A 20,341-nucleotide genomic window follows, 5' to 3' on the forward strand; every position below is an offset into this window, starting at 1 on the left:
ACCATGACCGAAACCAGCACCATCAACCCCGCAGGAAGCCCCGGAACCGGCGACGTCCTGGTGATCGACGGCGTCGCCCTCGGATCCAGGCTCATCATGGGCACCGGGGGAGCACCCAGCCTCGACGGCCTGGGCGCAGCGCTCCTGGCCTCCGGCACCGCGCTGACCACCGTGGCCATGCGGCGCTACTCCACGGCGGAAACCGGTTCGCTGTTCCAGCTGCTCGTGGAGCACGGGATCCGGGTCCTGCCCAACACGGCCGGCTGCTTCACCGCCCGGGACGCGGTCCTCACCGCAGAACTTGCCCGCGAGGCACTGGAGACCGACTGGGTCAAACTCGAGGTCATCGCGGACGAACAAACCCTCCTCCCGGACGCCGTGGAACTCGTCGAGGCCACCGAGCAGCTGGTCAACCGCGGCTTCAAGGTCTTTGCCTACACCAATGACGATCCCGTGCTGGCGCTGCGGCTGGAGAACCTTGGCGCCACCGCCGTCATGCCGCTGGGCGCCCCGATCGGCACCGGCCTGGGGATCCTGAACCCGCACAACATCGAGCTCATTGTTTCCCGGGCCACCGTGCCTGTGGTCCTGGACGCCGGCATCGGCACGGCGTCCGACGCCGCCCTTGCCATGGAGTTGGGCTGCGATGCCGTGCTGCTGGCCACGGCTGTCACCCGGGCGCAGAACCCGACGCTCATGGGCGAGGCCTTCAAGCATGCAGTGATTTCCGGCCGGATGGCCCGGGCGGCCGGGCGCATCCCGCGCAGGGAGCACGCCCTGGCATCGTCGGCAATGGAGGGCAGGGCAGAGTTCCTCTAGGCTCCCGCTATCCTGTTAAACGGCTGTGGCCACCACCCGCGTGGGTGGTGGCCACAGCCGTTTAGTCTTTGCCGCCACGTGCACGCGACTGGAAGCTCAGCGCCGCAGGATCGCCGTAAGCTGCTGTGCGTCGTGGCGCGCACGCGTGCGGCCCAGGTAGACGACGGCGGCGATGGCGGCTGCAATGCCGAGAACGATGGGCAGGACCCAGGGAAGCCAGGTCAGCCCTGGCAGGTAGCCGAAACCGGCTGCCATCAGGATGATCCACACCAGCGCCGCAACACCTGCGGCCACGCCCGCCGGCAGCGCCGCCCCGTACTTGGCATGCCGCCTGTCATTGGCCCAGACGACGAATCCCGCGGCGACAGTGGCCAGCACCACAATGGTCAGCGAAAGCATGGATCTCCTTGGAACCGGGGACTAGAACTGGCCGAACCCGACGCGCCGGACCTCTTCGGCGCCGATTTCCACATACGCCAGTGCGTTGCCCGGAACGATGATCACGCGTCCTTTGTCATCCTTGAGCCGCAGTTCGCTGCCGCCATTGATGGCTTCACCAACAACCTTGGCCACAGTCTCCGCGTCCTGGGTCGATTCCAGCACGATCTCGCGGCCAACGTTTTGAACGCCGATCTTAATTTCCAAGGGGGCCTCCCAGCCTGTAAAAGTACTCGTGTCTACGAGGTGTTGTCTTATTTGTAGTCTAGGACTCTTTGGGGAAGCGAGAGATTCCGCGCCAAGCTAAACGGTAGATCAGGTCACTGGCCACGTTGAGGTCCAGGTTGCCGTCCGTTTCCAGCCAGTACCGGGCGCTGACCTGCGCCATTCCCGCCAGTCCGCGGCCCAGGAGTTCGGCTTCGAGGTGGGGGAGCTTGGTGTCCTCTGCAATGACCCGGGCAATGGCGTCGGCGAAGGTCCGGTTGAAGGTCTCCAGCCGGGAGCTGACATCGGGGTCGTTGATCAGGTCGGACTCGAACACCAGGCGGTGGGCCTGGTCGTCATTGGCGATGAAGTGGAAGTAGGCCCGCATGACAGCCTGGACGCGTTCATCATTGTCCGTGGTGGAATTCAGGGCACCCAGCATCAGCTCGGTCAGGGATGCCAGATGGCTTTCCAGCAGTGCCAGGTACAGGTCGCGCTTGGAGGGAAAGTGCTGGTACAGCACGGGTTTACTCACGTGCGCGGTCTCTGCAATTTCATCCATGGCCGCACCGTGGTAGCCATTGGCTACGAACACCTCCTGGGCTGCCGCCAGCAGCTGTGCGCGGCGCTCATCACGGGGCAGCCGGGCGGACCGATGGCCTGCGGGGCGGGAGGCAGTTTGCGGTTCGGCGGCGGGCGGGCGGTCAGCCCGTGCTTCAGGGACCACAGTTGTCCTTCTTTCCATTGCAGTTACCCTTCACTTTACTGCGGGGTAATATGACCCGCTGGTATTCCGGGGCATACATTGAAGTATGGCTTCGTCTTTCACCGCAAATGTTTCAACCCTTTCGCTGGATCCGCTGGTGGAACCGGCTGCCGGCCTGACCCCTGATGAGGTGGAGCGTTACTCCCGGCACTTGATCATTCCCGAGATCGGTGCCCTGGGCCAGCGGCGGCTCAAGAACGCCAAGGTGCTGGTGATCGGTGCCGGCGGCCTGGGCGCACCGGCCTTGCTCTACCTGGCTGCGGCCGGCGTTGGCACCATTGGAATCGTTGACGACGACGTGGTGGACCTGAGCAACCTGCAGCGCCAGGTGATCCACGGTGTCAGCGACGTGGGCCGGCCCAAAATCGAGTCTGCGCGCGATGCCATCGTGGAGCTGAATCCGCTGGTGGATGTCCGGCTGCACAACCTGCGCCTGGACGCGTCCAACGCCCTGGAACTGTTCGCCGGCTATGACCTCATCCTGGACGGCGCCGACAACTTCGCCACCAGATACCTGGTGAACGATGCCGCCGCCATCCTGGGCAAGCCGTACGTATGGGGTTCCATCTTCCGGTTCGACGGCCAGGTCAGCGTGTTCTGGGAGAAGCACGGTCCCACCTACCGCGATCTGTATCCGGAGGCTCCGCCCGCCGGTTCCGTGCCTTCCTGCGGCGAGGGCGGGGTGTTCGGCATGCTCTGCGCTGCCGTGGGATCGCTCATGGTGACCGAGGCGGTGAAGCTGATCACCGGCGTCGGGCGTTCCCTGCTGGGCCGCGTGGCCCTGTTCGACGCCCTGGGCGGCAGTTGGCGCGAGATCCGCGTGTCGAAGGACCCCGCGGCGGAACCCATCACGGAACTCACCGACTATGAGGCCTTCTGCGGCATCCCGCCCACAGCCGAGGCGGATACGGAACATACTGTTACCGCCACGCAGCTGGCCACCATGCTGGCGTCGCGGAAAGCGGGGCTTAAGGACTTCGAACTGGTGGACGTCCGCGAGGCCGGGGAGTACGACATCGTCCGGATCGACGGGGCCAAACTGATCCCGCAGGGACGGATCCTCGCCGGCGAGGCGTGGGACGAACTGCCGCAAGACCGGGACATTGTGTTCCACTGCAAGGCCGGGACCCGGTCCGCAAACGTACTGGCGGCAGCGCGGAAGGCGGGCTACCAGCGGGTCAGCCACCTCGACGGCGGGATCCTGGCCTGGGTGCGCGACGTGGAACCCGACAAGCCGGTCTACTGACAGGAACGCCCGCTCACGTCTGGCAGCTTTTTTGGTAACGCCCGCTCACTTGCTTGAAGAAAGTGAGCGGGCGTTGCCTGGAAATGGACCAAACGTGAGCGGGCGTTGCCGGATGTGGTGCAGGTGCTGATGGCGCGTTGCGGGGGTCAGGCGGTTTCGCGGCCCTGGTGGTCCACCGGGCATTCGGCTTCGACGGCGGCAGGGGCGGCGGTGCCGGGCTGTTCAACGGTGATGCCGTAGAGGGCCTCCAGCGCGGCGACGTAGTCGTCCTGCTGGCCATTGGCGGCCAGTTCGCGGGCGCGGACAGTGGGAACGTGCAGCAACTGCTTGACCATGCGGCGGAGCGCGAACTCGACTTCCTCAGCGGCGGCGGTGCAGCCGTGGCGGGCGCGGACCTTTTCCATCTCCGCGTCCAGGACGTTCATGGTGTGGCGCCGCAGGGCAACGATGGCCGAATCGACGGACCGGGCTTCGCGCTCCTGCTCGAACGCCTTGGCAGCACCCTTCACGATGCCGCTGGCCTGGGCCAGGGATTCCGCCTGTTCCTGCGGCGCGGCAAGGCGCACTGACTCCAGGGTGAGCAGCTCCACGCCGTCCAGCTCGCCGACGGCGGGGTCGAAGTCGTGGGTGAGGGCGAGGTCGATGGCGATCAGGGGCTGCGGTGAACCGGCCCGCACTTCGGCCAGCTCATCGGCTTCAACCCGGGTGTCCGATCCGCTGCAGCCGATCATCACATCGGCAGCCGCCACGGCGGACCGCAGTGAATCCACGTCCAGGGCGGTGCCGCCGCGGGAGGCAACGAAACCTTCGGCCCGGCCGGATGAGGAGTACACGGAAATGTCCGTGCAGCCGCGTTCACGCAGCAGTGCCATGGTGGCCCCGGCGTAGGCACCGGTTCCGAACAGCACAACCTTCTTGGTTGACCAGTCGGGGTTCTCGGAAAGATCGGTGGCCAGGTCCAGTGCAACGGAGACGATGGACAGGCCGCGGGAACCCAGGGCCGTCTGCGCGCCCACGTCCTTGGCGGTCTTGGAGGCGGCCTGGAAAAGCCGGACCAGGCCGGCGCTGGCAGTGCCGTCGTGCTGGGCGGTAATCAACGCCCGCCGCACCTGCCCGGCAATTTCGCGTTCACCGACGACGGCGGAGTCAAGTCCCGCGCTGACGGCGAACAGGTGCTGGGTCACCTCGGGTCCGGTGCGCGTGCTGAAGGAACGCGACACGAGGGGCTCGGCCAGCCCGCTGGCCTCGCTGATCCGGGCCACAAGCGCCGCCCGGGCCGCCTCGACGTCGTTCGGGTTGGCGGCTTCACCGTAAATCTCGTATCGGTTGCAGGTGGCCAGGACCACGGCCCCTGCGACGGCGGGGGATTCGGTGAGGGCGGATGCGGCAATCCCGGAGGAACCGTTGCTCAACTGAGCAACGGTTTCAAGATCGATGTCGGCGTGTGTAGCCACCAATGAGAAAAGAACCACAGCAGACCAATCATAGCTTTTTCGTTGCCTGGTAGAACAACCACCGGAAAGGATAGTCGCCACAATCCACGGTGATCTGCGCCACCCTTCCTGCGCCCACACTGTCAGCGACAGGTTGTCGTTATCTTTTGCAGCTCTTTTTCGGCACAATCAAAAGCATGACTCCTAGCCCTGCCGTCTCCGCTGCCGGCGTCCTTTCCGCAGACCATCCGCTGATGGACGGCCGTACAGCGGACTCACCGCTGATCACGGCCTACCGCGGGGGCAAGCCGTCCCGCCGCCCCGTCTGGTTCATGCGGCAGGCAGGCCGGTCGCTGCCGGAATACCTCAAGGTGCGCGAGGGCATCGCCATGCTGGACTCCTGCCTCCGGCCTGAGCTGGCATCCGAGATCACGCTCCAGCCAGTCCGCCGCCACGACGTGGACGCCGGCATCTTCTTCTCGGACATCGTGATCCCGCTGAAGCTCGCCGGGGTAGGTGTGGACATCGTCCCCGGCGTGGGTCCTGTCCTGGACAAGCCCGTGCGCACCGCGGCCGACGTTGCCGCGCTGCCCCAGCTCACCTGGGAAGCCCTCGAACCCATCCGCGAAGCCGTCCGCCTTACCGTGGCTGAACTGGGGAAGACGCCTCTGATCGGTTTCGCCGGTGCGCCGTTCACCCTGGCCGCCTACATGGTGGAAGGGAAGCCCTCGCGCGACCACCTCGGCCCGCGGACCATGATGCATGCCGATCCGGAAACCTGGACCGCGCTGGCCAACTGGGCCGCCGACGCCTCCGGCATGTTCCTCCAGGCGCAGCTGGAGGCCGGCGCCTCCGCCGCCCAGCTCTTCGACTCCTGGGCCGGTTCGCTGGGACTGGCCGATTACACCAAATACGTTGCGCCGGCGTCGGCCCGTGCCCTGGACCATGTGCGCCACCTCGGGGCTCCGCTGATCCACTTCGGCACGGGTACCTCCGAACTTCTCGTGGCCATGCGCGACGTGGGCGTGGACGTGGTGGGCGTGGATTACCGGCTGCCGCTCGATGAGGCCAACCGGCGGCTGGGCGGAACCGTGCCGCTGCAGGGAAACATCGACCCCGCACTGCTGTCCGCCCCGTGGGAAATCCTTGAGGCCCACGTCCGCGAGGTCATCGCGGCCGGCTCCGCAGCTCCCGGCCACGTCTTGAACCTGGGGCACGGCGTGCCGCCCGAAACTGACCCGGACGTCCTGACCCGGGTGGTGGAGCTAATCCACTCCATCTCGCCGGAATAACCAGTGGGCACCTCAGCGGCGAAGCCCCGTACGGCACTGGTGGTGGGCGGCGGGATTTCCGGACTGCTCTCTGCCCGGGAACTGGCGGCCGCCGGGCACCAGGTGACCGTCCTGGAGGCGGGCACGGCGTGGGGCGGCTGCGTAGGCAGCCATACCGTTGCGGGGCTCACCCTGGACAGCGGTGCGGAGTCGTTCGCCACACGGTCCGACGCCGTCGCCCGGCTCTGTGCCGAACTCGGCCTGAGCAGCAAGATTGTTCCTCCGCGCCCCGGCGGTGCGTGGGTGCAGCTTCCGGACGGTCCCCGCGAACTGCCGAGGACCGGCGTGCTGGGCATCCCCGCCAACCCCTGGGACCCTGAGGTCCGCCGCACCCTGGGCACCCTGGGTTCGCTGCGGGCTTCCCTGGACCGGCTGCTGCCCACTTCCGTGGGAGCCGGCAAGGACGTCACCAGCGTCTCCGCCCTGGTCCGGGCCCGGATGGGTTCGCGGGTGCTGGAACGCCTGGTCTCGCCTGTGGTGGGCGGCGTCCACTCTGCAGATCCCGGCTTGCTCGACGTCGACATGGTGGCTCCGGGCCTGCGGGCCGGAATGCGCCGGCACGGTTCCCTCGCTGCCGCCGTTTCAGCCCAGCGGCGCGGCGGAACAAACAAGGCCGACGCACCTGCGGACAAACCTGCCAAGGCCGGCTCGGCCGTCGCCGGCCTCGAGGGCGGGATGCACACTCTCGTGGAGGCGCTGGTGGCGGATCTCCGCGGCCGGGGCGTCACACTTCTGGCGGGTACCGCCGCGACATCGGTGTCACGCACCCCGGACGGCTGGCTGGTCGACGCCGCCGGGACAATCTTCCGCACCGCCCTGCTGGTCATGGCCGTGGACGGCCCGGCCGCCGTCGGACTGCTTGAAAATGCTGTCCCCCTGATCGCGGGGAAGAAGCCTGCGTCCGGACCCGACGTCAAGCTGGTCACGCTGGTCCTGGACAAGCCGGAGCTGGACCGGCGGCCCAGGGGAACAGGAATCCTGGTGGCCCCGCAAACGCCGGGCATCGAAGCAAAGGCGCTGACCCACGCCACGGGCAAGTGGGATTGGCTGGCGGCCGCTGCCGGACCCGGACGCCACGTGGTGCGGCTGTCCTATGGCCGGGTGGATGGCGTTTCCGCGCAGCAGCCGGCCGGCCCGGAAACCGATGACGAGCTTTTCGCTGCTGCCCTGCGCGACGCTTCCGCCCTCCTGGACGTGCAGATAGCCGGGGACGAGGTACGGGGCTGGGACGTGGTGCGGTGGCGCGGATCCCTCCCGTTCGCGGCTGTGGGACACCGGGCGCGGGCAGCGGCGATCCGCCGGGCGTGCACTGCCGCCGGTGGGCTGGCGGTGGTGGGCGGCTGGGTGGCAGGAAACGGCCTCGCCGCCGTCGTTGCCGACACACGTGAGCAAATCGGCCAATTGACGCACGACTGAACATCGCCGCTGGTCAGCGCGGCGCGTCTGGTTGGCGCCGGCGCTGAGCAGGGGCCGCGGGGCGCTTCCCGGTTTTCAATCAGGCAAGCGTTCTGGTTAGGGTCGATGACTATGGTTTCAAACAGGTCCGAGCTTTCCATGTCCCGGACCGGTATCCATGGGGGACTCCGCCGCGGCACTGCAGCCGCAGCCGTCGGAGTGGTACTGGTTCTTTCCACCGGCGTCCAGGCGTCCTTGGCCGATGACGCGGACCCGCCCCAGGATCCCTTGGTGCAGGCGACTGCCGCAGCAAATGCCGCAGCGTCCGGTGGTTCCGGCGACGCCCGGACCTCGCGCGGAAAGGCTCCCGCCATCCCTGCGGTGCCGGGTGCATTCCTTCCGGCCGTGAAGGCCACGCTCTCCACGGGTTCGACGTCGGCGACGGCCACGGCCACCGGGGACGCTGCGATTTCCGGCCTGCCCGTTCCAGTCCTCCCCACCGACTCTGGGACGCCCCTGGCGCCCGGCGGACAGACCCCCGCTCCCACAGCGCCGGCCACCGCTCCCACGGGAGCGCCGGGCACCTCCTCCTCTGCGCCCCAATCCGGCGCCACCCAAAAACCGGGCTCCACGCAGCCGGGATCCACGGCAGCCGCCGCGGCCGGGGCTGCCCCCGCCGCCGGCACGCCCGCCGCAGGTGACCCCGCAGTCCCTCCTCCCCTTGGAACGGGAGCCGGCGAAGCCGCTGACCAGGCTGACGCACAGGCTGCCGTGCCGGGATCCGGAGGGACGGCAGGAACGCTGGCTCCTGACGGTGCAGGCGCTGCGGACTCCGGCGACAGGGCCGCCACTGCCGGCGGGGCAGGGGCTGCGCCTTCTTCCGCCCTGCCCACGGCGTTGTCCATCAATGCACGGCAGTCCCAGCCCACCCGCATGCCGCAGGCCGCCGCTGCACCCGAAGGCCCGGGCCGGGCTGTTTCCTCCACCGGACCGTTACCGGAGATGCCTGATGCCCTAGTGTGGCTGGGCGCAGGACTGGTTGGCCTGGGGACCGCCGCAGGGCTCGTGTTCCTGCGTATGCGCCGCCCCTTCTGATGCGGCGGGGGATGGCTCCCGCGCCTGCGAACGTGACTTTGCTCACTTCTACGAGTTGTAGAACTCTTCGGTTTCGCCTTGGGGGCAGCGAAGGGGCAAACTTGTAACCATGAGCCACACTTCTGCCGAATCTGTCACTAAAACCGAAGAATCAGCCGAGCAGTTCTTTACCCTCTGGACGGTATTCAAGCGGTCAGAGCCCGTGGTCCGCAGTGCGAATGCCGCCGCCGACTTCGAAGCCCTGCTGGAGCGGCTCGCCGCGGCCGGCGTCACCCACCGCGGCAGCTACGATGTCTCGGCCATGCGCGCCGATGCTGACGTCATGGTGTGGCTCCACGGCGCCAAGCCGGAGGCGCTGCAGCAGGCCATCCGCGACATCCGCCGCAGCACACTCTTCGCCGGCACCGAGATCGTATGGTCCGCCATGGGCGTCCACCGCGAGGCAGAGTTCGCCAAGAACCACACCCCCGCCTACTCGCGGGGCGTCGCTCCGGCCGAATGGCTCTGTGTCTACCCGTTTGTGCGCTCCTACGAGTGGTACATCCTGCCGGAGGCCGAGCGCGGCAAGATGCTGCGCGACCACGGCCTGCTGGGCAGGGATTTCCCCCAGGTCATTTCCAACACCGTCTCGTCCTTCGCCCTGGGGGACTGGGAGTGGATCCTCGGCCTGGAGGCACCCGAACTGGTTGACCTTGTGGACCTCATGCGCCACCTGCGCGCCACGGAGGCGCGCAACCACGTCCGTGAGGAAGTCCCGTTCTATACCGGACGCCGGATCACCGCCGAAGAAGTAGCAGAGGTGCTCGCATGAACCCGCTCGACCCCACGCTTGTCACGGCCGTCAACCCGGTCACCGAAGCCGGACGCATGGCCCCCAAGAACTACGACGCCGTCCTGCTCGCCTCTTTCGGCGGCCCCGAAGGCCAGGAGGACGTCATCCCGTTCCTCCGCAACGTCACCCGCGGCCGGGGGATTCCGGATGAGCGGCTTGAGGAAGTGTCGCACCACTACCGCGCCAACGGCGGCATCAGCCCCATCAACCAGCAGAACCGCGAGCTGAAGGCAGCGCTGGAAGCCGAACTGGCTGCCCGCGGCATCGAGCTGCCCGTGCTGTGGGGCAACCGGAACTGGGCGCCATACATCCCCCAGACCCTGCAGGAAGCGTACGACGCCGGCCACCGCCGCGTGCTGATGCTCACCACGAGTGCCTACTCCTGCTACTCCAGCTGCCGCCAGTACCGCGAGGACATCGGCATGGCATTGACGGAGACCGGCCTGGACGGCCGGCTCGAGGTGGACAAGGTCCGCCAGTACTTCGACCACCCCGGTTTCGTTGAGCCGTTCGTCGAAGGAACGTCCGCCGGACTGGCCGATGTCCGCGCCAAGCTGGCCGATGCCGGAAGCCCGGACGCTCCCATCCACATCCTGTTCGCCACCCACTCCATTCCTACCCGGGACGCGGAGGCTGCAGGCCGGTCCGAGGGTGAGCCGCGTGAATTCGAGGAAGGGTCCGCCTACGTGGCCCAGCACCTTGCCAACGCCGCAGCCGTCATGGAGCGGGTCAAGGAAGAATCGGGCGACACCGCGCCGTGGTCCCTGGTGTACCAGTCCCGCTCCGGCGCTCCGCATGTGCCGTGGCTGGAGCCGGACATCAACGACGCCATCGAGGAACTGGCCGGGCAGGGTGTCAAGGGCATCGTCATCGTCCCCCTCGGCTTCGTCAGCGACCACATGGAAGTTGTCTGGGACCTGGACACCGAAGCCATGGAAACCTGCGGAAACCTCGGCCTGGCCGCAACCCGCGTCCCCACTCCCGGTACGCACCGGAAGTTCGTCAGCGGCCTGGTGGACCTCATTTGCGAGCGGACGGTGGCCAACAACATCACTGACCGGCCCGCCCTGACCGGTCTTGGCCCCTGGTACGACGTGTGCCGTCCAGGCTGCTGCGCCAACTTCCGCGGTGAAAAGCCCACTATTTCCGGCGCCGACACCACGATTGGGACCGGGCACGATCCCTATCCGTCGGGGGATGCAGCCGAAACGGCCCAGCCGTGACCGTCCGGATCGGCACCCGCGCCAGCAAACTGGCGCTCACCCAGACCCAGCAGACCGCTGACCAGCTCGCCGCCGTGGGAGGTTTCCCGGTGGAGCTGGTGCACATCCGCACGGATGGCGACGTCCTCACCGGGTCGCTCTCCCAGATGGGCGGAACCGGGGTCTTCGTCGCCGCGTTGCGCGATGCGCTGCTGCGCAATGAGTGCGATGTCGCCGTCCATTCGCTGAAGGACCTGCCCACCGGCGCGGCGGTAGGACTTAGCCTTGCCGCCACGCCGCGGCGGGTGGACGTCCGCGACGTGCTGTGCGCCCGGGACGGACTGAAACTGGCCGACCTGCCGGCCGGAGCCCGCGTTGGCACCGGATCGCCGCGGCGCGCAGCACAGTTGCGCGCCGCCCGCACCGACCTGGACATCGTGGACATCCGCGGCAACGTGGACACGCGCCTGGGCCGCGTTCCCGGCCTGCCCGGCAACTCGACCGACCAGGTGGTGCCCGGAAAGTCATGCGACCTCGATGCCGTAGTGCTTGCCGCCGCTGGCCTGGAGCGCATTGGCCGGCTGGACACCGTCAGCGAGTACCTCGAAACCGACGTCATGCTGCCCGCGGCCGGCCAGGGATCGCTGGCCATCGAGTGCCGCACCGCCGACGCGCCACCAAAGCCGGGATCGGCCGAAGGCTCCCGCGAGGTCCTGGCCCAGGCCCTTGCGGCCCTCGACGATCCCGACACCCGCCTCGCCGTCACGGCGGAACGTGCCCTGCTGGCACGGCTCGAGGCAGGGTGCGCAGCCCCGGTGGGCGCCTACGCCTACCGCAAAGGCAGCATGCTGCACCTGGAAGCCGTGGTGTGCGCCGTTGATGGCACCGCCACCGTGCGGGACAAGCGGGCCACGGACGGGCTGACGGAAGTCGGAGCCACCCTGCTGGGCATCGAACTGGCTGAAGCACTGCTTGCTGCCGGAGCCGCGGACATCGCAGACCTGCAGGCGTCCTGACCTGGCGATGACGCAGCCTTCCCGCAGCTCCGGCCCGCACACGCCTCCCAGCAAACCCCTCCTGGGAGGCGCCCGGGTCCTGGTGACGCGCAGCCCGGAACGGTCCGGTGCCCTGGTGGAGGCCCTGGCAGAAGCCGGCGCGTCGCCGGTGCTGCTGCCGCTCATCGACTTCGAACGGGCCCCTGACCAGCACGCGCTCGACGTCGCCTGCGACGCCCTGGCTGCGGGTGCCTTCGACTGGCTGGTGGTCAGCAGCGCGACCACGGTGCACGTCCTGATGGAAGAGGCCGCCGAGCGCGGCCTCGCCCTGGCCCAGTTGGTTCCCGCCAAAACATGGATCGCCGCCATCGGTCCCGCAACGCAAAGACTCCTGGAATCCGGCGGCCTGACCGTGGCTTTGGTCCCGGCCGGTGAACAGTCGGCCGCCGGTCTCCTCGCGGTGTGGCCCGGCGGCGGCAGGGTCCTTTTGCCGCAGGCAGACATTGCCGCCGGAACGCTGGCGGAGGGCCTCGTGGCCGCAGGGAGCGACGTCACCGCCGTTACTGCCTACCGCACCGTTGACTATCCGGCGGCAGCCGAGCACAGGCTGGCCGTGCAGCCGGAAGACGGCGACGGCGGGCCGCAACCGCCGTCGTACACCCTCCTGACGCCACAAACGGCCGCCGCGGACATCGCCGAAGGGCGCATGGCGGCCGTGATCGCTGCCTCGCCAAGCGCCGTGCGCAGGATTTCCGCCCTTGGTCCGCTGGCCGGCTGCAAGCTGGTGGTCATTGGCCGATCGACGGCGGAACAGGCAACTGCCCTGGGACTGGACGTGGCCGCAGTGGCGGCCGAGCCCACGCCGGACGGCCTGGTGGCAGCGGTTGCGAAGGCCCTCAACCCGCCCTGACCGGACACCACGCCTCCCGCTCCATGAAGCTTCAAGAACAACGCGAAGGACAGGACCCATGACATTCCCCAACCAACGCCCCCGCCGCCTGCGCACCACCCCCGCCATGCGCCGGCTCACCGCCGAAACCCGCCTGGCGCCGTCGGAACTCATCCTCCCGGCCTTCATCCGGGAAGGCCTGGCCGAGCCCAACCCCATCACCTCAATGCCGGGCGTGGTCCAGCACACCACCGATACGCTCAAGCGGGCCGCGGGGGAGGCCGTGGAGCTCGGCCTGGGCGGCATCATGCTCTTCGGCATCCCCGAAACCCGGGACGCCGAAGGCTCGGCATCGCTGGACCCCAAGGGCGTGCTGAACAAGGCCATCCGGGACGTCCGTACCGAAGTGGGCGATGACCTGGTGGTCATGAGCGATGTGTGCTTGGACGAATTCACCGACCACGGCCACTGCGGAGTGCTCGACGCCGACGGTTACGTGGACAACGACCGCACCGTGGAGATCTACGCCAGGATGGCCGTGGCGCAGGCAGAGGCCGGCGCGCACATGCTGGGCCCCTCCGGCATGATGGACGGCCAAATCGCCGCCATCCGCTCAGCATTGGATGAGGCCGGCCACACCAGCACCTCCGTCATTGCCTACGCCGCGAAGTACGCGTCGGCGTTCTACGGCCCGTTCCGGGAAGCAGTGGACTCACAGCTCAAGGGCGACCGCCGGACCTACCAGATGGATGCCGGCAACCGCACGGAAGCACTTCGCGAGGTCGAACTGGACCTGGCGGAGGGCGCGGACATCATCATGGTCAAGCCGGCCATGAGCTACCTGGACATCGTGGCCGACGTCGCCGCGATGAGCCCCGTCCCGGTCTCTGCCTACCAGATCTCCGGCGAGTACGCGATGATCGAGGCTGCCGCCGCCAACGGCTGGATTGACCGGCGTGCCGCCATCACCGAATCCGTCCTGGGCATCCGGCGGGCCGGCGCCCACATGGTCCTCACGTACTGGGCCGCCGAACTGGCCGGGTGGCTGAAGGAAGCCCGGTGACCGCCGGGCAGGCAGCGGAACCCACCGCGCCCGTGGGGGAGGACCGCATCCTCCTCGGCCTGAACACCTTCGGCGACGTCGGTGAGAATGCGGACGGCAGCCAGCAGCCGCATGCCCAGGTCCTGCGCCAGCTGCTGGAACAGGCGGAACTTGCCGACGCCGTCGGACTCCATGCCTTTGGCGTGGGGGAGCACCACCGCAAGGACTACGCGGTGTCCGCGCCGGAGGTCTTCCTGGCCGCCGCGGCCGCCCGCACCACCCGTATCAGGCTGGGCTCCGCCGTAACGGTGCTGAGCTCGGATGATCCCATCCGTGTCTTCCAGCGCTTTTCCACCGTGGACGCCATCTCCAACGGCCGCGCCGAGGTGATGCTGGGGCGGGGGTCGTTCGTGGAGTCCTTCCCGCTGTTCGGGCTGGACCTGGCGGACTATGAGGTCCTGTTCGAAGAGAAGCTCGAGCTGTTCGACAAGGTCCGGGCACAAAAGCCCGTGCACTGGGAGGGCCGCACCAGGCCTGCCCTGCATGGCCTGAGCGTCTATCCGCCCCTGGAGCACCACCTGCTGCCCACCTGGATCGGGGTGGGGGGAACACCCGAATCGGTGCTCCGCTGCGCCCAGTACGGCTATCCCATCATCTTCGCCATCATCGGCGGCCAGCCGCGGGGCTTCCGGCCCCTCGCCGACCTCTACCGGGAAGCGATGGGCAAGTACGGCCACCCAATGCAGCAGATGGCCACGCACTCGCCGGGCCACGTGGCCGACACCGACGAGCAGGCCCGCGAAGAGCTTTTCCCGCACTGGCTGAAGCTGCGCAACAAGCTCGGCGCCGAGCGCGGGTGGGGGCCGGCCGGGCGCGGGGAGTTCGATGCCCTGTGTTCTGCGGAAGGTGCCCTGTACGTCGGATCGCCGGAAACAGTGGCCCAAAAGATTGTCCGGCTGAAGCGGAACCTGGGGGTTGACCGTTTCGACCTGAAATACAGCAACGGGCCGCTGCCGCACGCGGCCATGATGCGCTCGATCGAACTGATGGGCAGGCAGGTGGCACCCCGGGTGGCAGAGCTGCTTGCCGGCTGACTGTGCTCCTGGCCAACTGTGCTTCCGGCTAACTGAGAGAATAGAAACCATGACTTCCAGCAATCCTCGCAATGAGGCACTCTTCGACCGCGCCCGCCAGCTCATGCCGGGCGGAGTCAATTCGCCGGTCCGGGCCTTCGGGTCCGTGGGCGGAACGCCGCGCTTCATGGTCTCCGCCAAGGGACCGTACCTGACCGATGCCGACGGCAAGGAATACGTTGACCTGGTCTGCTCCTGGGGCCCGGCCCTGCTGGGGCACGCCCACCCGGCCGTGCTCGATGCCGTCCACGCCGCCGTCGACCGCGGCCTCTCCTTCGGTGCTTCCACTCCCGACGAAGCGAACCTGGCCGAAATCGTGAAGGAGCGCGTCCCCGCCGTCGAACGGCTCCGGATGGTGTCCACCGGCACTGAAGCCACCATGACGGCGGTCCGGCTGGCCCGCGGCTTCACCGGCCGCAACCTCATCATTAAGTTCGCCGGCTGCTACCACGGCCACCTTGATGGACTCCTTGCCGCGGCAGGCTCCGGCGTGGCAACCCTCGCCCTGCCCGGTTCCGCCGGTGTCACCGAAGCGACCGCCGCCGAAACCCTGGTGCTGCCCTACAACGACCTTCAGGCCGTCAAGGAAGCATTTGCCACGCACGGGCCCAACATTGCGGCCGTCATCACCGAGGCCGCGCCAGCCAACATGGGCGTGGTCACCCCCGCCGAAGGGTTCAACGCCGGGCTCTCGCGGATCACCCGTGAGCACGGCGCGCTGCTCATCGTCGATGAGGTCCTCACCGGTTTCCGCACCGGCTACTCCGGCTACTGGGGCCTCACCGGCGGCGCGCCGGACGCCCAGGACCCGTGGACCCCGGACCTGCTCACCTTCGGCAAGGTCATTGGCGGCGGAATGCCGACGGCGGCACTGGGCGGACGTGCCGACGTCATGGACTACCTCGCCCCCACCGGCCCGGTCTACCAGGCCGGAACGCTGTCCGGGAACCCGGTGGCCATGGCTGCAGGCGTTGCCACCCTGACCAACGCCACCCGCGACGTCTACTCCTTCATCGACGTCCGGTCCCTGGAACTCTCCTCGGCGCTGTCCACCGCCCTGGATGCCGCAGGGGTGGACCACTCCATCCAATTCGCCGGCAACCTGTTCTCGGTGGCTTTCGGCACCTCGGTCCACGGCGTCCACAACTACGCCGACGCCCAGGCACAGGAGGCGTTCCGCTACGCGCCGTTCTTCCACTCCATGCTGGAGTCCGGCGTGTACCTGCCGCCGTCGGTCTTTGAGGCCTGGTTCCTCTCTGCCGCGCACGATGACGACGCCATGAACCGGATCTACGACGCCCTTCCCGCGGCAGCCAAGGCCGCTGCCGCCGCCCAGGGCTAGCGCCGCCGCCCCTGCCCGCCGGGACGAGAAATCCCCGCCTTCCGGACCAATCCCCCCTGCATGCAAGGGGGAAAAATCCGGGAAGCGGGGATTTCCTGTCTAAGCCTGCCTATTGGGCCTAGAGGACGTCCGAGAGGAAGCCCTGGAGGCGGTCCGTGCGGGGCGCCGTGAAGATCTGTTCCGGGGGGCCGGATTCGACCACCACGCCGGCGTCCATGAAGGTCACCGTGTCCGACACGTTGCGCGAGAATCCCATCTCGTGGGTCACCACCACCATGGTCATGCCGCCCTTCGCCAGATCCGCCATCAGGGACAGGACGCCCTTTACGAGTTCGGGATCCAGCGCGGACGTGGCCTCATCGAAGAACATGACCTCAGGCTTCATGGCCAGCGCGCGGGCAATGGCCACGCGCTGCTGCTGGCCGCCGGACAGGTTTGCCGGACGGGACTCCGCCTTGTGCTTCAGCCCTACCAGGTCCAGCTGTTCCAGGGCCTGGCTGCGCGCCTCCTCCTTGGAGAGCTTGCGCAGCTTCCGCAGGGCGAGCGAGATGTTCTCCTCCACCGTCTTGTGCGGGAAGAGGTTGAACTGCTGGAACACCATGCCGATCCGGCGGCGGAGTTCGTCCGGGTTATCCTTCAGCACCGAACGCCCGTCCAGGAGGATATCGCCCTGGTCCGGCTCGATGAGCCGGTTCATGACGCGCAGCAGGGTGGACTTGCCCGAACCCGAGGGTCCGATCACGGACGCCGTGGTTCCCTGGGGGACGTGCAGATCGATGCCCCGCAGCACGTGGTTGCTGCCGAAGGAAAGGTGGATGTTCTTTGCGCTCAGTGTTCCCGATGCGAATTCACTCATGCCTGGGCTCCCTTTCCAACGACTGCTGCGGCCTCGTCCGGTTCCTTCTTTTCCGGCCGGCCAGTGCGCAGCCGGGCATCGATCCAGTTCACGAAGTGGGTCAGCGGGATGGTGAGCGCAAGGTAGAAGACGGCTGCCGCCACGTAGGGCGACAGGTTGCCGGTAGTGGCCGCCGCATCCTTGCCGATCTGGAAGATCTCACGCTCACTTGCCAGCAGGCCCAGAAGGAACACCAGGGACGACTCCTTGATCAGCGCAATGAACTGGTTGACCAGGGCCGGAAGCACCCGGCGGATACCCTGGGGCACCACTACGAGGCGCATGGAGGCGCCGTAGCCGAACCCCAGGGCACGGGAAGCCTCGAGTTGTCCCTTGTCCACGCTCTGGATGCCGGAGCGGAAGATCTCCCCGATGTAGGCGCCGGACATCAGCGAGAGCGCCGCCACCGCCATCGGGTAGGGGCTCGTGGACCCGGTGAATTCACGAACGATTGGCCCGAACCCGAATCCGATGACCAGGATGGTCAGGACCGGGGGAAGACCGCGAAGGATGTCGGTGTAAACCCGTGCGATCCAGCGCGCTGCTGCGTTCCGGGAGATCCCCATCAGGGCGAGCAGCATCCCGAGGGCTGTCCCGATGATGCCGGAAATGATGGCCAGCACGAGGGTGTTCGGCAAACCGACGGCGAACATCTTGGGGATGACTTCGCCCATTGCCTTCCAGTCAAGGAAGGTGTCAGCGAGTTGCTTGAGGATATCCATGGAACGCCCTGGTTACTTGGCGGCCGGGATCTGGACTGCCTTGCTGCCCGGCTTCCAGCCCTGGGGGGTCTGTTCAGCGGCGGTGGGGCGGTCCTTGTACCACTCGGACGTCAGCTTGGCCCAGGTACCGTCCGCGATGACCGCGTCCAGGCCGGAGTTCAGCGCGTCGATCAGGGGCTGGTTGTCCTTGTTCACTGCGTAGGCGGTGAAGTTTTGGGTGTTCACAACCTTCTCGGCGATCTTGGTGTTGTCGCCTTCCTTGACCTGGCCGGTAGCCTGCTGGGACGGTGCCACCCAAGCGTCAATCTGGCCGTTCTTCACGTTGCCGTAAACGGTGTTGTAGTCCGGGAAGCGGACGGGCTCCAGCTTGAGGGTGTTGGTGACGTAGTCATCCTGCACGGTGCCCTGGACGACGCCGATCCGGACGCCTTCCTTGAGGTCGGCGAAGCCGTTGACCTTGGAGCCGTTCTTGGTCACCACTGCCATGTAGCCGAAGTCGTAGCCGTTGGTGAAGCCCACGGTCTTGCGGCGTGCGTCGGTAGTGGAGATCGAGGAGGATCCGACGTCGAACTGCTTGTTGGCAACCTGGGAAAGCAGGGCCGAGAAGTCGGTGGAGGCAAACTCAACCTTGAGGCCGAGCTTGTCGCCGATGGCGCGCAGCAGTTCGTTGTCGTAGCCGGTGAACTTGCCCGAAGGGTCGATGAAGATGTTGGGCGGGGCGTCCGAGAGGGTTCCCACGCGCAGGGTGCCCTCGGTGATGAGGCCAAGCTTGGTCTTGTCGATCTTGTCCACGGGGGTGACGTCAGCCGTGGTGTATTTGTCCAGCGTCTGCTGGTCGCTGCCGGCGAGGGCATCGGTGGGGGTGCCGCTGGGCTGGGAAGACCCGCCGCCGCAGGCAGCGAGGGAAACCGCGAGGGCAAGTGCAACGGGAGCGGTAGTGAGCCACTTCATCGCTTTGATTTTCATCAGGTTGTCACTTTCATATGAGTCATAAGTCGACCGGGCCGCAAGGCAGCGCTGTGGCGCCTGGCACCTGCCCGTTGCTGGTCGAGCCGTTGGGGCAGGGGTGACCGCAAAACTTTATTGTCTCATTAGCGTGAACAGCAGGCCTTCCTCGAAGAATTGCCAGCCAGGTCTGGGTTCTGACAAGCAAAATTCTGCCGCGGGGCCATGCCTTGGATCACCTTGCGCATGATTTCCATCTTCTGATGAATGATCAGAGTGCGTTCATGCCCGCAAATGTGAAGCAGGATGACTGTGACATGCCTCCCAATCGGCAGCAGTGCGGCCGTGGAAGGAGTAACGCAGTGTGGCCCTAAAAGCCGCCTGCCGTGGCATCCTGGGGCGGCAGAACCGGCCAGTCTCCCTCGATCACGGCGGCCGGTTTCGTCTTTCTGAGGTACCCCTGGAAGTCGGCCGCCTGGCTGACGGCCCAATCCACCTGCAGTTGGTGCAACTGGCTGGCAGGCATCAGCAGCTTTGGGAACTTGCCCGCCATCGCATCCAGGACGCGCAGGGTGGCCAGCGCATCCGCCGCCGAAGTGTGGGCGTTGTCCAGGACCACGCCGTACTCCTCACACAACGCGGTGAGGGTGCGCTTGCCCTTGCGGTACCGGTCAACCTGCTTGTTCATGATGTAGGGGTCAAGAACGGGGAACCGGGTGAGTTGCGGAATACCGTAACGGGCGGATTCCGCTGCGAGGACCGTAAAATCGTAGCTCGCGTTGAAGGCGATCACGGGGGTGGCGGAATCGAAGAGCTGCTGGAGTACCGCAGCCACTTCACGGGTCACCTCGTGGGCCGGCCGTCCGTCCCGCCTGGCTTGTTCCGTGGTGACGCCGTGGACATCACTTGCCTCGGTGGGGATTTCCACGCCAGGATCAGCCAGCCATTCGTGCTCTTTGATGACTTCGCCATGGTGGTCCACCACGGTGATTGACGCTGTGACGATCCTTGCCGCCCGCGAATTGCGGCCGGTGGTCTCCAGATCGAAGGCTGCGCGGGGGAGGGTGTTCCAGGAACTCATGCTTCAACGCTAAAGGGACCCACCGACAATTCCGTGGAACGCCACTGCGGCTAGATTGGATCAATGCGGAATGAGTATGTCCAAGCAGTCCTGGCCGTCGTCAGGCTGGTGCCGGCAGGGTCCGCAGTTTCCTACGGCGACGTTGCCGAGCTCCTGGGGTCAGGCGGCCCGCGCCAGATCGGTTATGTCATGAGCCACCATGGTGGAAGTGTTCCCTGGTGGCGGATCCTGAAGGCCAGCGGCCATGCGCCCGAGGGCCACGAAGCCGAGGCCCTGCTCTTTTACCTTGAAGAGGGCACGCCGCTCCTCGGCGCTTTCAGCTCGTATCTCCGGACCGGGGAGGGACGGTGGCGGGTGGACCTGAACACCGCCCGCTGGGCGCCGACGGACAATGATTTTGACCGTATCGACATAATTGCCGAGCAGCTGGAGCGCAGCCTCCATAGATTGTCGGTGGCTGATGATGGAATGATTTTGTGACCGTAACAATTCCTTTGACCGGCCCCTGGGACCCGCACTGGCAAGAACCGGGGGCA

At 67.1% G+C, this 20,341-nt stretch carries 21 protein-coding genes; 13 read left to right on the forward strand and 8 right to left on the reverse strand.

Going from position 1 to position 20,341, the window contains the following annotated elements:
- Positions 1-3: 3 nt before the first annotated feature.
- The gene (locus ASG86_RS12675) at positions 4-819 is read left to right on the forward strand and encodes a thiazole synthase (protein WP_056334677.1); all 816 of its coding nucleotides are present in this window, start codon (positions 4-6) and stop codon (positions 817-819) included.
- A 96-nt stretch (positions 820-915) separates the two neighbouring features.
- Here ASG86_RS12675 and ASG86_RS12680 read toward each other — a convergent pair whose 3' ends face one another.
- From ASG86_RS12680 to ASG86_RS12690, 3 genes are read right to left on the reverse strand one after another with little or no spacing between them, the layout of a single operon-like run.
- Positions 916-1,218 carry a hypothetical protein gene (locus ASG86_RS12680; protein ID WP_056334679.1) on the reverse strand — a complete coding sequence of 101 codons (303 nt, stop codon included), beginning with the start codon at positions 1,216-1,218 and terminating at the stop codon, positions 916-918.
- Positions 1,219-1,239: 21 nt separating this feature from the next.
- On the reverse strand, positions 1,240-1,464 hold the full coding sequence (locus ASG86_RS12685; protein ID WP_056334681.1) for a DUF3107 domain-containing protein: 225 nt from the start codon (positions 1,462-1,464) through the stop codon (positions 1,240-1,242).
- A gap of 58 nt (positions 1,465-1,522) precedes the next feature.
- Positions 1,523-2,188: a TetR/AcrR family transcriptional regulator gene (locus tag ASG86_RS12690; protein ID WP_056334683.1), complete on the reverse strand. Its 666-nt coding sequence runs from the start codon at positions 2,186-2,188 to the stop codon at positions 1,523-1,525.
- Positions 2,189-2,273: 85 nt separating this feature from the next.
- Here ASG86_RS12690 and moeB point away from each other — a divergent pair, with 85 nt between their 5' ends.
- Complete coding sequence (moeB, locus tag ASG86_RS12695) at positions 2,274-3,473, forward strand: molybdopterin-synthase adenylyltransferase MoeB (protein WP_056334685.1); 1,200 nt, start codon at positions 2,274-2,276, stop codon at positions 3,471-3,473.
- A gap of 146 nt (positions 3,474-3,619) precedes the next feature.
- On the opposite strand, the gene ASG86_RS12700 is transcribed toward moeB, so the two are convergent.
- Positions 3,620-4,945, reverse strand: a complete 1,326-nt coding sequence (locus ASG86_RS12700; RefSeq protein ID WP_056334688.1) for a glutamyl-tRNA reductase — start codon at positions 4,943-4,945, stop codon at positions 3,620-3,622.
- Positions 4,946-5,103: 158 nt separating this feature from the next.
- Between ASG86_RS12700 and hemE the strand changes: the two genes are divergently transcribed.
- From hemE to hemL, 10 genes are all read left to right on the forward strand, one after another.
- Positions 5,104-6,198, forward strand: a complete 1,095-nt coding sequence (gene hemE, locus ASG86_RS12705; RefSeq protein WP_056335485.1) for a uroporphyrinogen decarboxylase — start codon at positions 5,104-5,106, stop codon at positions 6,196-6,198.
- Positions 6,199-6,201: 3 nt separating this feature from the next.
- A complete protein-coding gene (gene hemG, locus ASG86_RS12710; RefSeq protein ID WP_056334691.1) occupies positions 6,202-7,653 on the forward strand; it encodes a protoporphyrinogen oxidase in 1,452 nt (483 codons plus the stop codon).
- A gap of 105 nt (positions 7,654-7,758) precedes the next feature.
- Positions 7,759-8,727, forward strand: coding sequence for a hypothetical protein (locus ASG86_RS12715; protein ID WP_235565171.1), 969 nt, complete (start codon positions 7,759-7,761; stop codon positions 8,725-8,727).
- 109 nt (positions 8,728-8,836) lie between these two features.
- On the forward strand, positions 8,837-9,538 hold the full coding sequence (gene hemQ / locus ASG86_RS12720; RefSeq protein WP_056334697.1) for a hydrogen peroxide-dependent heme synthase: 702 nt from the start codon (positions 8,837-8,839) through the stop codon (positions 9,536-9,538).
- Positions 9,535-10,782, forward strand: a complete 1,248-nt coding sequence (locus tag ASG86_RS12725) for a ferrochelatase (RefSeq protein ID WP_056334699.1) — start codon at positions 9,535-9,537, stop codon at positions 10,780-10,782. Before hemQ ends, ASG86_RS12725 begins: the two co-directional genes overlap by 4 nt.
- Positions 10,779-11,777, forward strand: a complete 999-nt coding sequence (hemC, locus tag ASG86_RS12730; protein WP_056334702.1) for a hydroxymethylbilane synthase — start codon at positions 10,779-10,781, stop codon at positions 11,775-11,777. The genes ASG86_RS12725 and hemC overlap by 4 nt, the downstream gene beginning before the upstream one ends.
- 7 nt (positions 11,778-11,784) lie before the next feature.
- Complete coding sequence (locus ASG86_RS12735) at positions 11,785-12,666, forward strand: uroporphyrinogen-III synthase (protein ID WP_056334704.1); 882 nt, start codon at positions 11,785-11,787, stop codon at positions 12,664-12,666.
- Between the two features lie 58 nt (positions 12,667-12,724).
- Positions 12,725-13,708, forward strand: coding sequence for a porphobilinogen synthase (hemB, locus tag ASG86_RS12740; RefSeq protein ID WP_056334706.1), 984 nt, complete (start codon positions 12,725-12,727; stop codon positions 13,706-13,708).
- Complete coding sequence (locus tag ASG86_RS12745) at positions 13,705-14,781, forward strand: LLM class flavin-dependent oxidoreductase (protein ID WP_056334708.1); 1,077 nt, start codon at positions 13,705-13,707, stop codon at positions 14,779-14,781. The genes hemB and ASG86_RS12745 overlap by 4 nt, the downstream gene beginning before the upstream one ends.
- A gap of 49 nt (positions 14,782-14,830) precedes the next feature.
- The gene (gene hemL, locus ASG86_RS12750; protein ID WP_056334711.1) at positions 14,831-16,162 is read left to right on the forward strand and encodes a glutamate-1-semialdehyde 2,1-aminomutase; all 1,332 of its coding nucleotides are present in this window, start codon (positions 14,831-14,833) and stop codon (positions 16,160-16,162) included.
- Between the two features lie 118 nt (positions 16,163-16,280).
- Here hemL and ASG86_RS12755 read toward each other — a convergent pair whose 3' ends face one another.
- From ASG86_RS12755 to ASG86_RS12770, 4 genes are all read right to left on the reverse strand, one after another.
- Positions 16,281-17,018, reverse strand: coding sequence for an amino acid ABC transporter ATP-binding protein (locus tag ASG86_RS12755; RefSeq protein WP_056334714.1), 738 nt, complete (start codon positions 17,016-17,018; stop codon positions 16,281-16,283).
- A complete protein-coding gene (locus tag ASG86_RS20780; protein ID WP_056334717.1) occupies positions 17,015-17,779 on the reverse strand; it encodes an amino acid ABC transporter permease in 765 nt (254 codons plus the stop codon). Before ASG86_RS20780 ends, ASG86_RS12755 begins: the two co-directional genes overlap by 4 nt.
- A 12-nt stretch (positions 17,780-17,791) precedes the next feature.
- Positions 17,792-18,745 carry an ABC transporter substrate-binding protein gene (locus tag ASG86_RS20785; protein WP_056334719.1) on the reverse strand — a complete coding sequence of 318 codons (954 nt, stop codon included), beginning with the start codon at positions 18,743-18,745 and terminating at the stop codon, positions 17,792-17,794.
- A 349-nt stretch (positions 18,746-19,094) separates the two neighbouring features.
- Positions 19,095-19,805, reverse strand: a complete 711-nt coding sequence (locus tag ASG86_RS12770) for a 3'-5' exonuclease (protein WP_056334722.1) — start codon at positions 19,803-19,805, stop codon at positions 19,095-19,097.
- Between the two features lie 63 nt (positions 19,806-19,868).
- Between ASG86_RS12770 and ASG86_RS12775 the strand changes: the two genes are divergently transcribed.
- Positions 19,869-20,285, forward strand: coding sequence for an MGMT family protein (locus ASG86_RS12775; RefSeq protein WP_056334725.1), 417 nt, complete (start codon positions 19,869-19,871; stop codon positions 20,283-20,285).
- Positions 20,286-20,341: the final 56 nt, after the last annotated feature.

The organism is Arthrobacter sp. Soil764, from assembly GCF_001428075.1.
GTDB lineage: Bacteria > Actinomycetota > Actinomycetes > Actinomycetales > Micrococcaceae > Arthrobacter.

Bases quoted from the DNA above. Each gene is read 5' to 3' on its own strand.
- ASG86_RS12725 (WP_056334699.1), top strand. From the start codon at position 9,535: ATGAACCCGCTCGACCCCACGCTTGTCACGGCCGTCAACCCGGTCACC.
- ASG86_RS12735 (WP_056334704.1), top strand. From the start codon at position 11,785: ATGACGCAGCCTTCCCGCAGCTCCGGCCCGCACACGCCTCCCAGCAAA.
- ASG86_RS12715 (WP_235565171.1), top strand. From the start codon at position 7,759: ATGACTATGGTTTCAAACAGGTCCGAGCTTTCCATGTCCCGGACCGGT.
- ASG86_RS12770 (WP_056334722.1), bottom strand. From the start codon at position 19,805: ATGAGTTCCTGGAACACCCTCCCCCGCGCAGCCTTCGATCTGGAGACC.
- hemB (WP_056334706.1), top strand. From the start codon at position 12,725: ATGACATTCCCCAACCAACGCCCCCGCCGCCTGCGCACCACCCCCGCC.
- ASG86_RS12675 (WP_056334677.1), top strand. From the start codon at position 4: ATGACCGAAACCAGCACCATCAACCCCGCAGGAAGCCCCGGAACCGGC.
- ASG86_RS12775 (WP_056334725.1), top strand. From the start codon at position 19,869: ATGCGGAATGAGTATGTCCAAGCAGTCCTGGCCGTCGTCAGGCTGGTG.
- ASG86_RS20785 (WP_056334719.1), bottom strand. From the start codon at position 18,745: ATGAAAATCAAAGCGATGAAGTGGCTCACTACCGCTCCCGTTGCACTT.
- ASG86_RS20780 (WP_056334717.1), bottom strand. From the start codon at position 17,779: ATGGATATCCTCAAGCAACTCGCTGACACCTTCCTTGACTGGAAGGCA.
- ASG86_RS12680 (WP_056334679.1), bottom strand. From the start codon at position 1,218: ATGCTTTCGCTGACCATTGTGGTGCTGGCCACTGTCGCCGCGGGATTC.
- moeB (WP_056334685.1), top strand. From the start codon at position 2,274: ATGGCTTCGTCTTTCACCGCAAATGTTTCAACCCTTTCGCTGGATCCG.
- hemE (WP_056335485.1), top strand. From the start codon at position 5,104: ATGACTCCTAGCCCTGCCGTCTCCGCTGCCGGCGTCCTTTCCGCAGAC.
- hemL (WP_056334711.1), top strand. From the start codon at position 14,831: ATGACTTCCAGCAATCCTCGCAATGAGGCACTCTTCGACCGCGCCCGC.
- hemQ (WP_056334697.1), top strand. From the start codon at position 8,837: ATGAGCCACACTTCTGCCGAATCTGTCACTAAAACCGAAGAATCAGCC.
- ASG86_RS12755 (WP_056334714.1), bottom strand. From the start codon at position 17,018: ATGAGTGAATTCGCATCGGGAACACTGAGCGCAAAGAACATCCACCTT.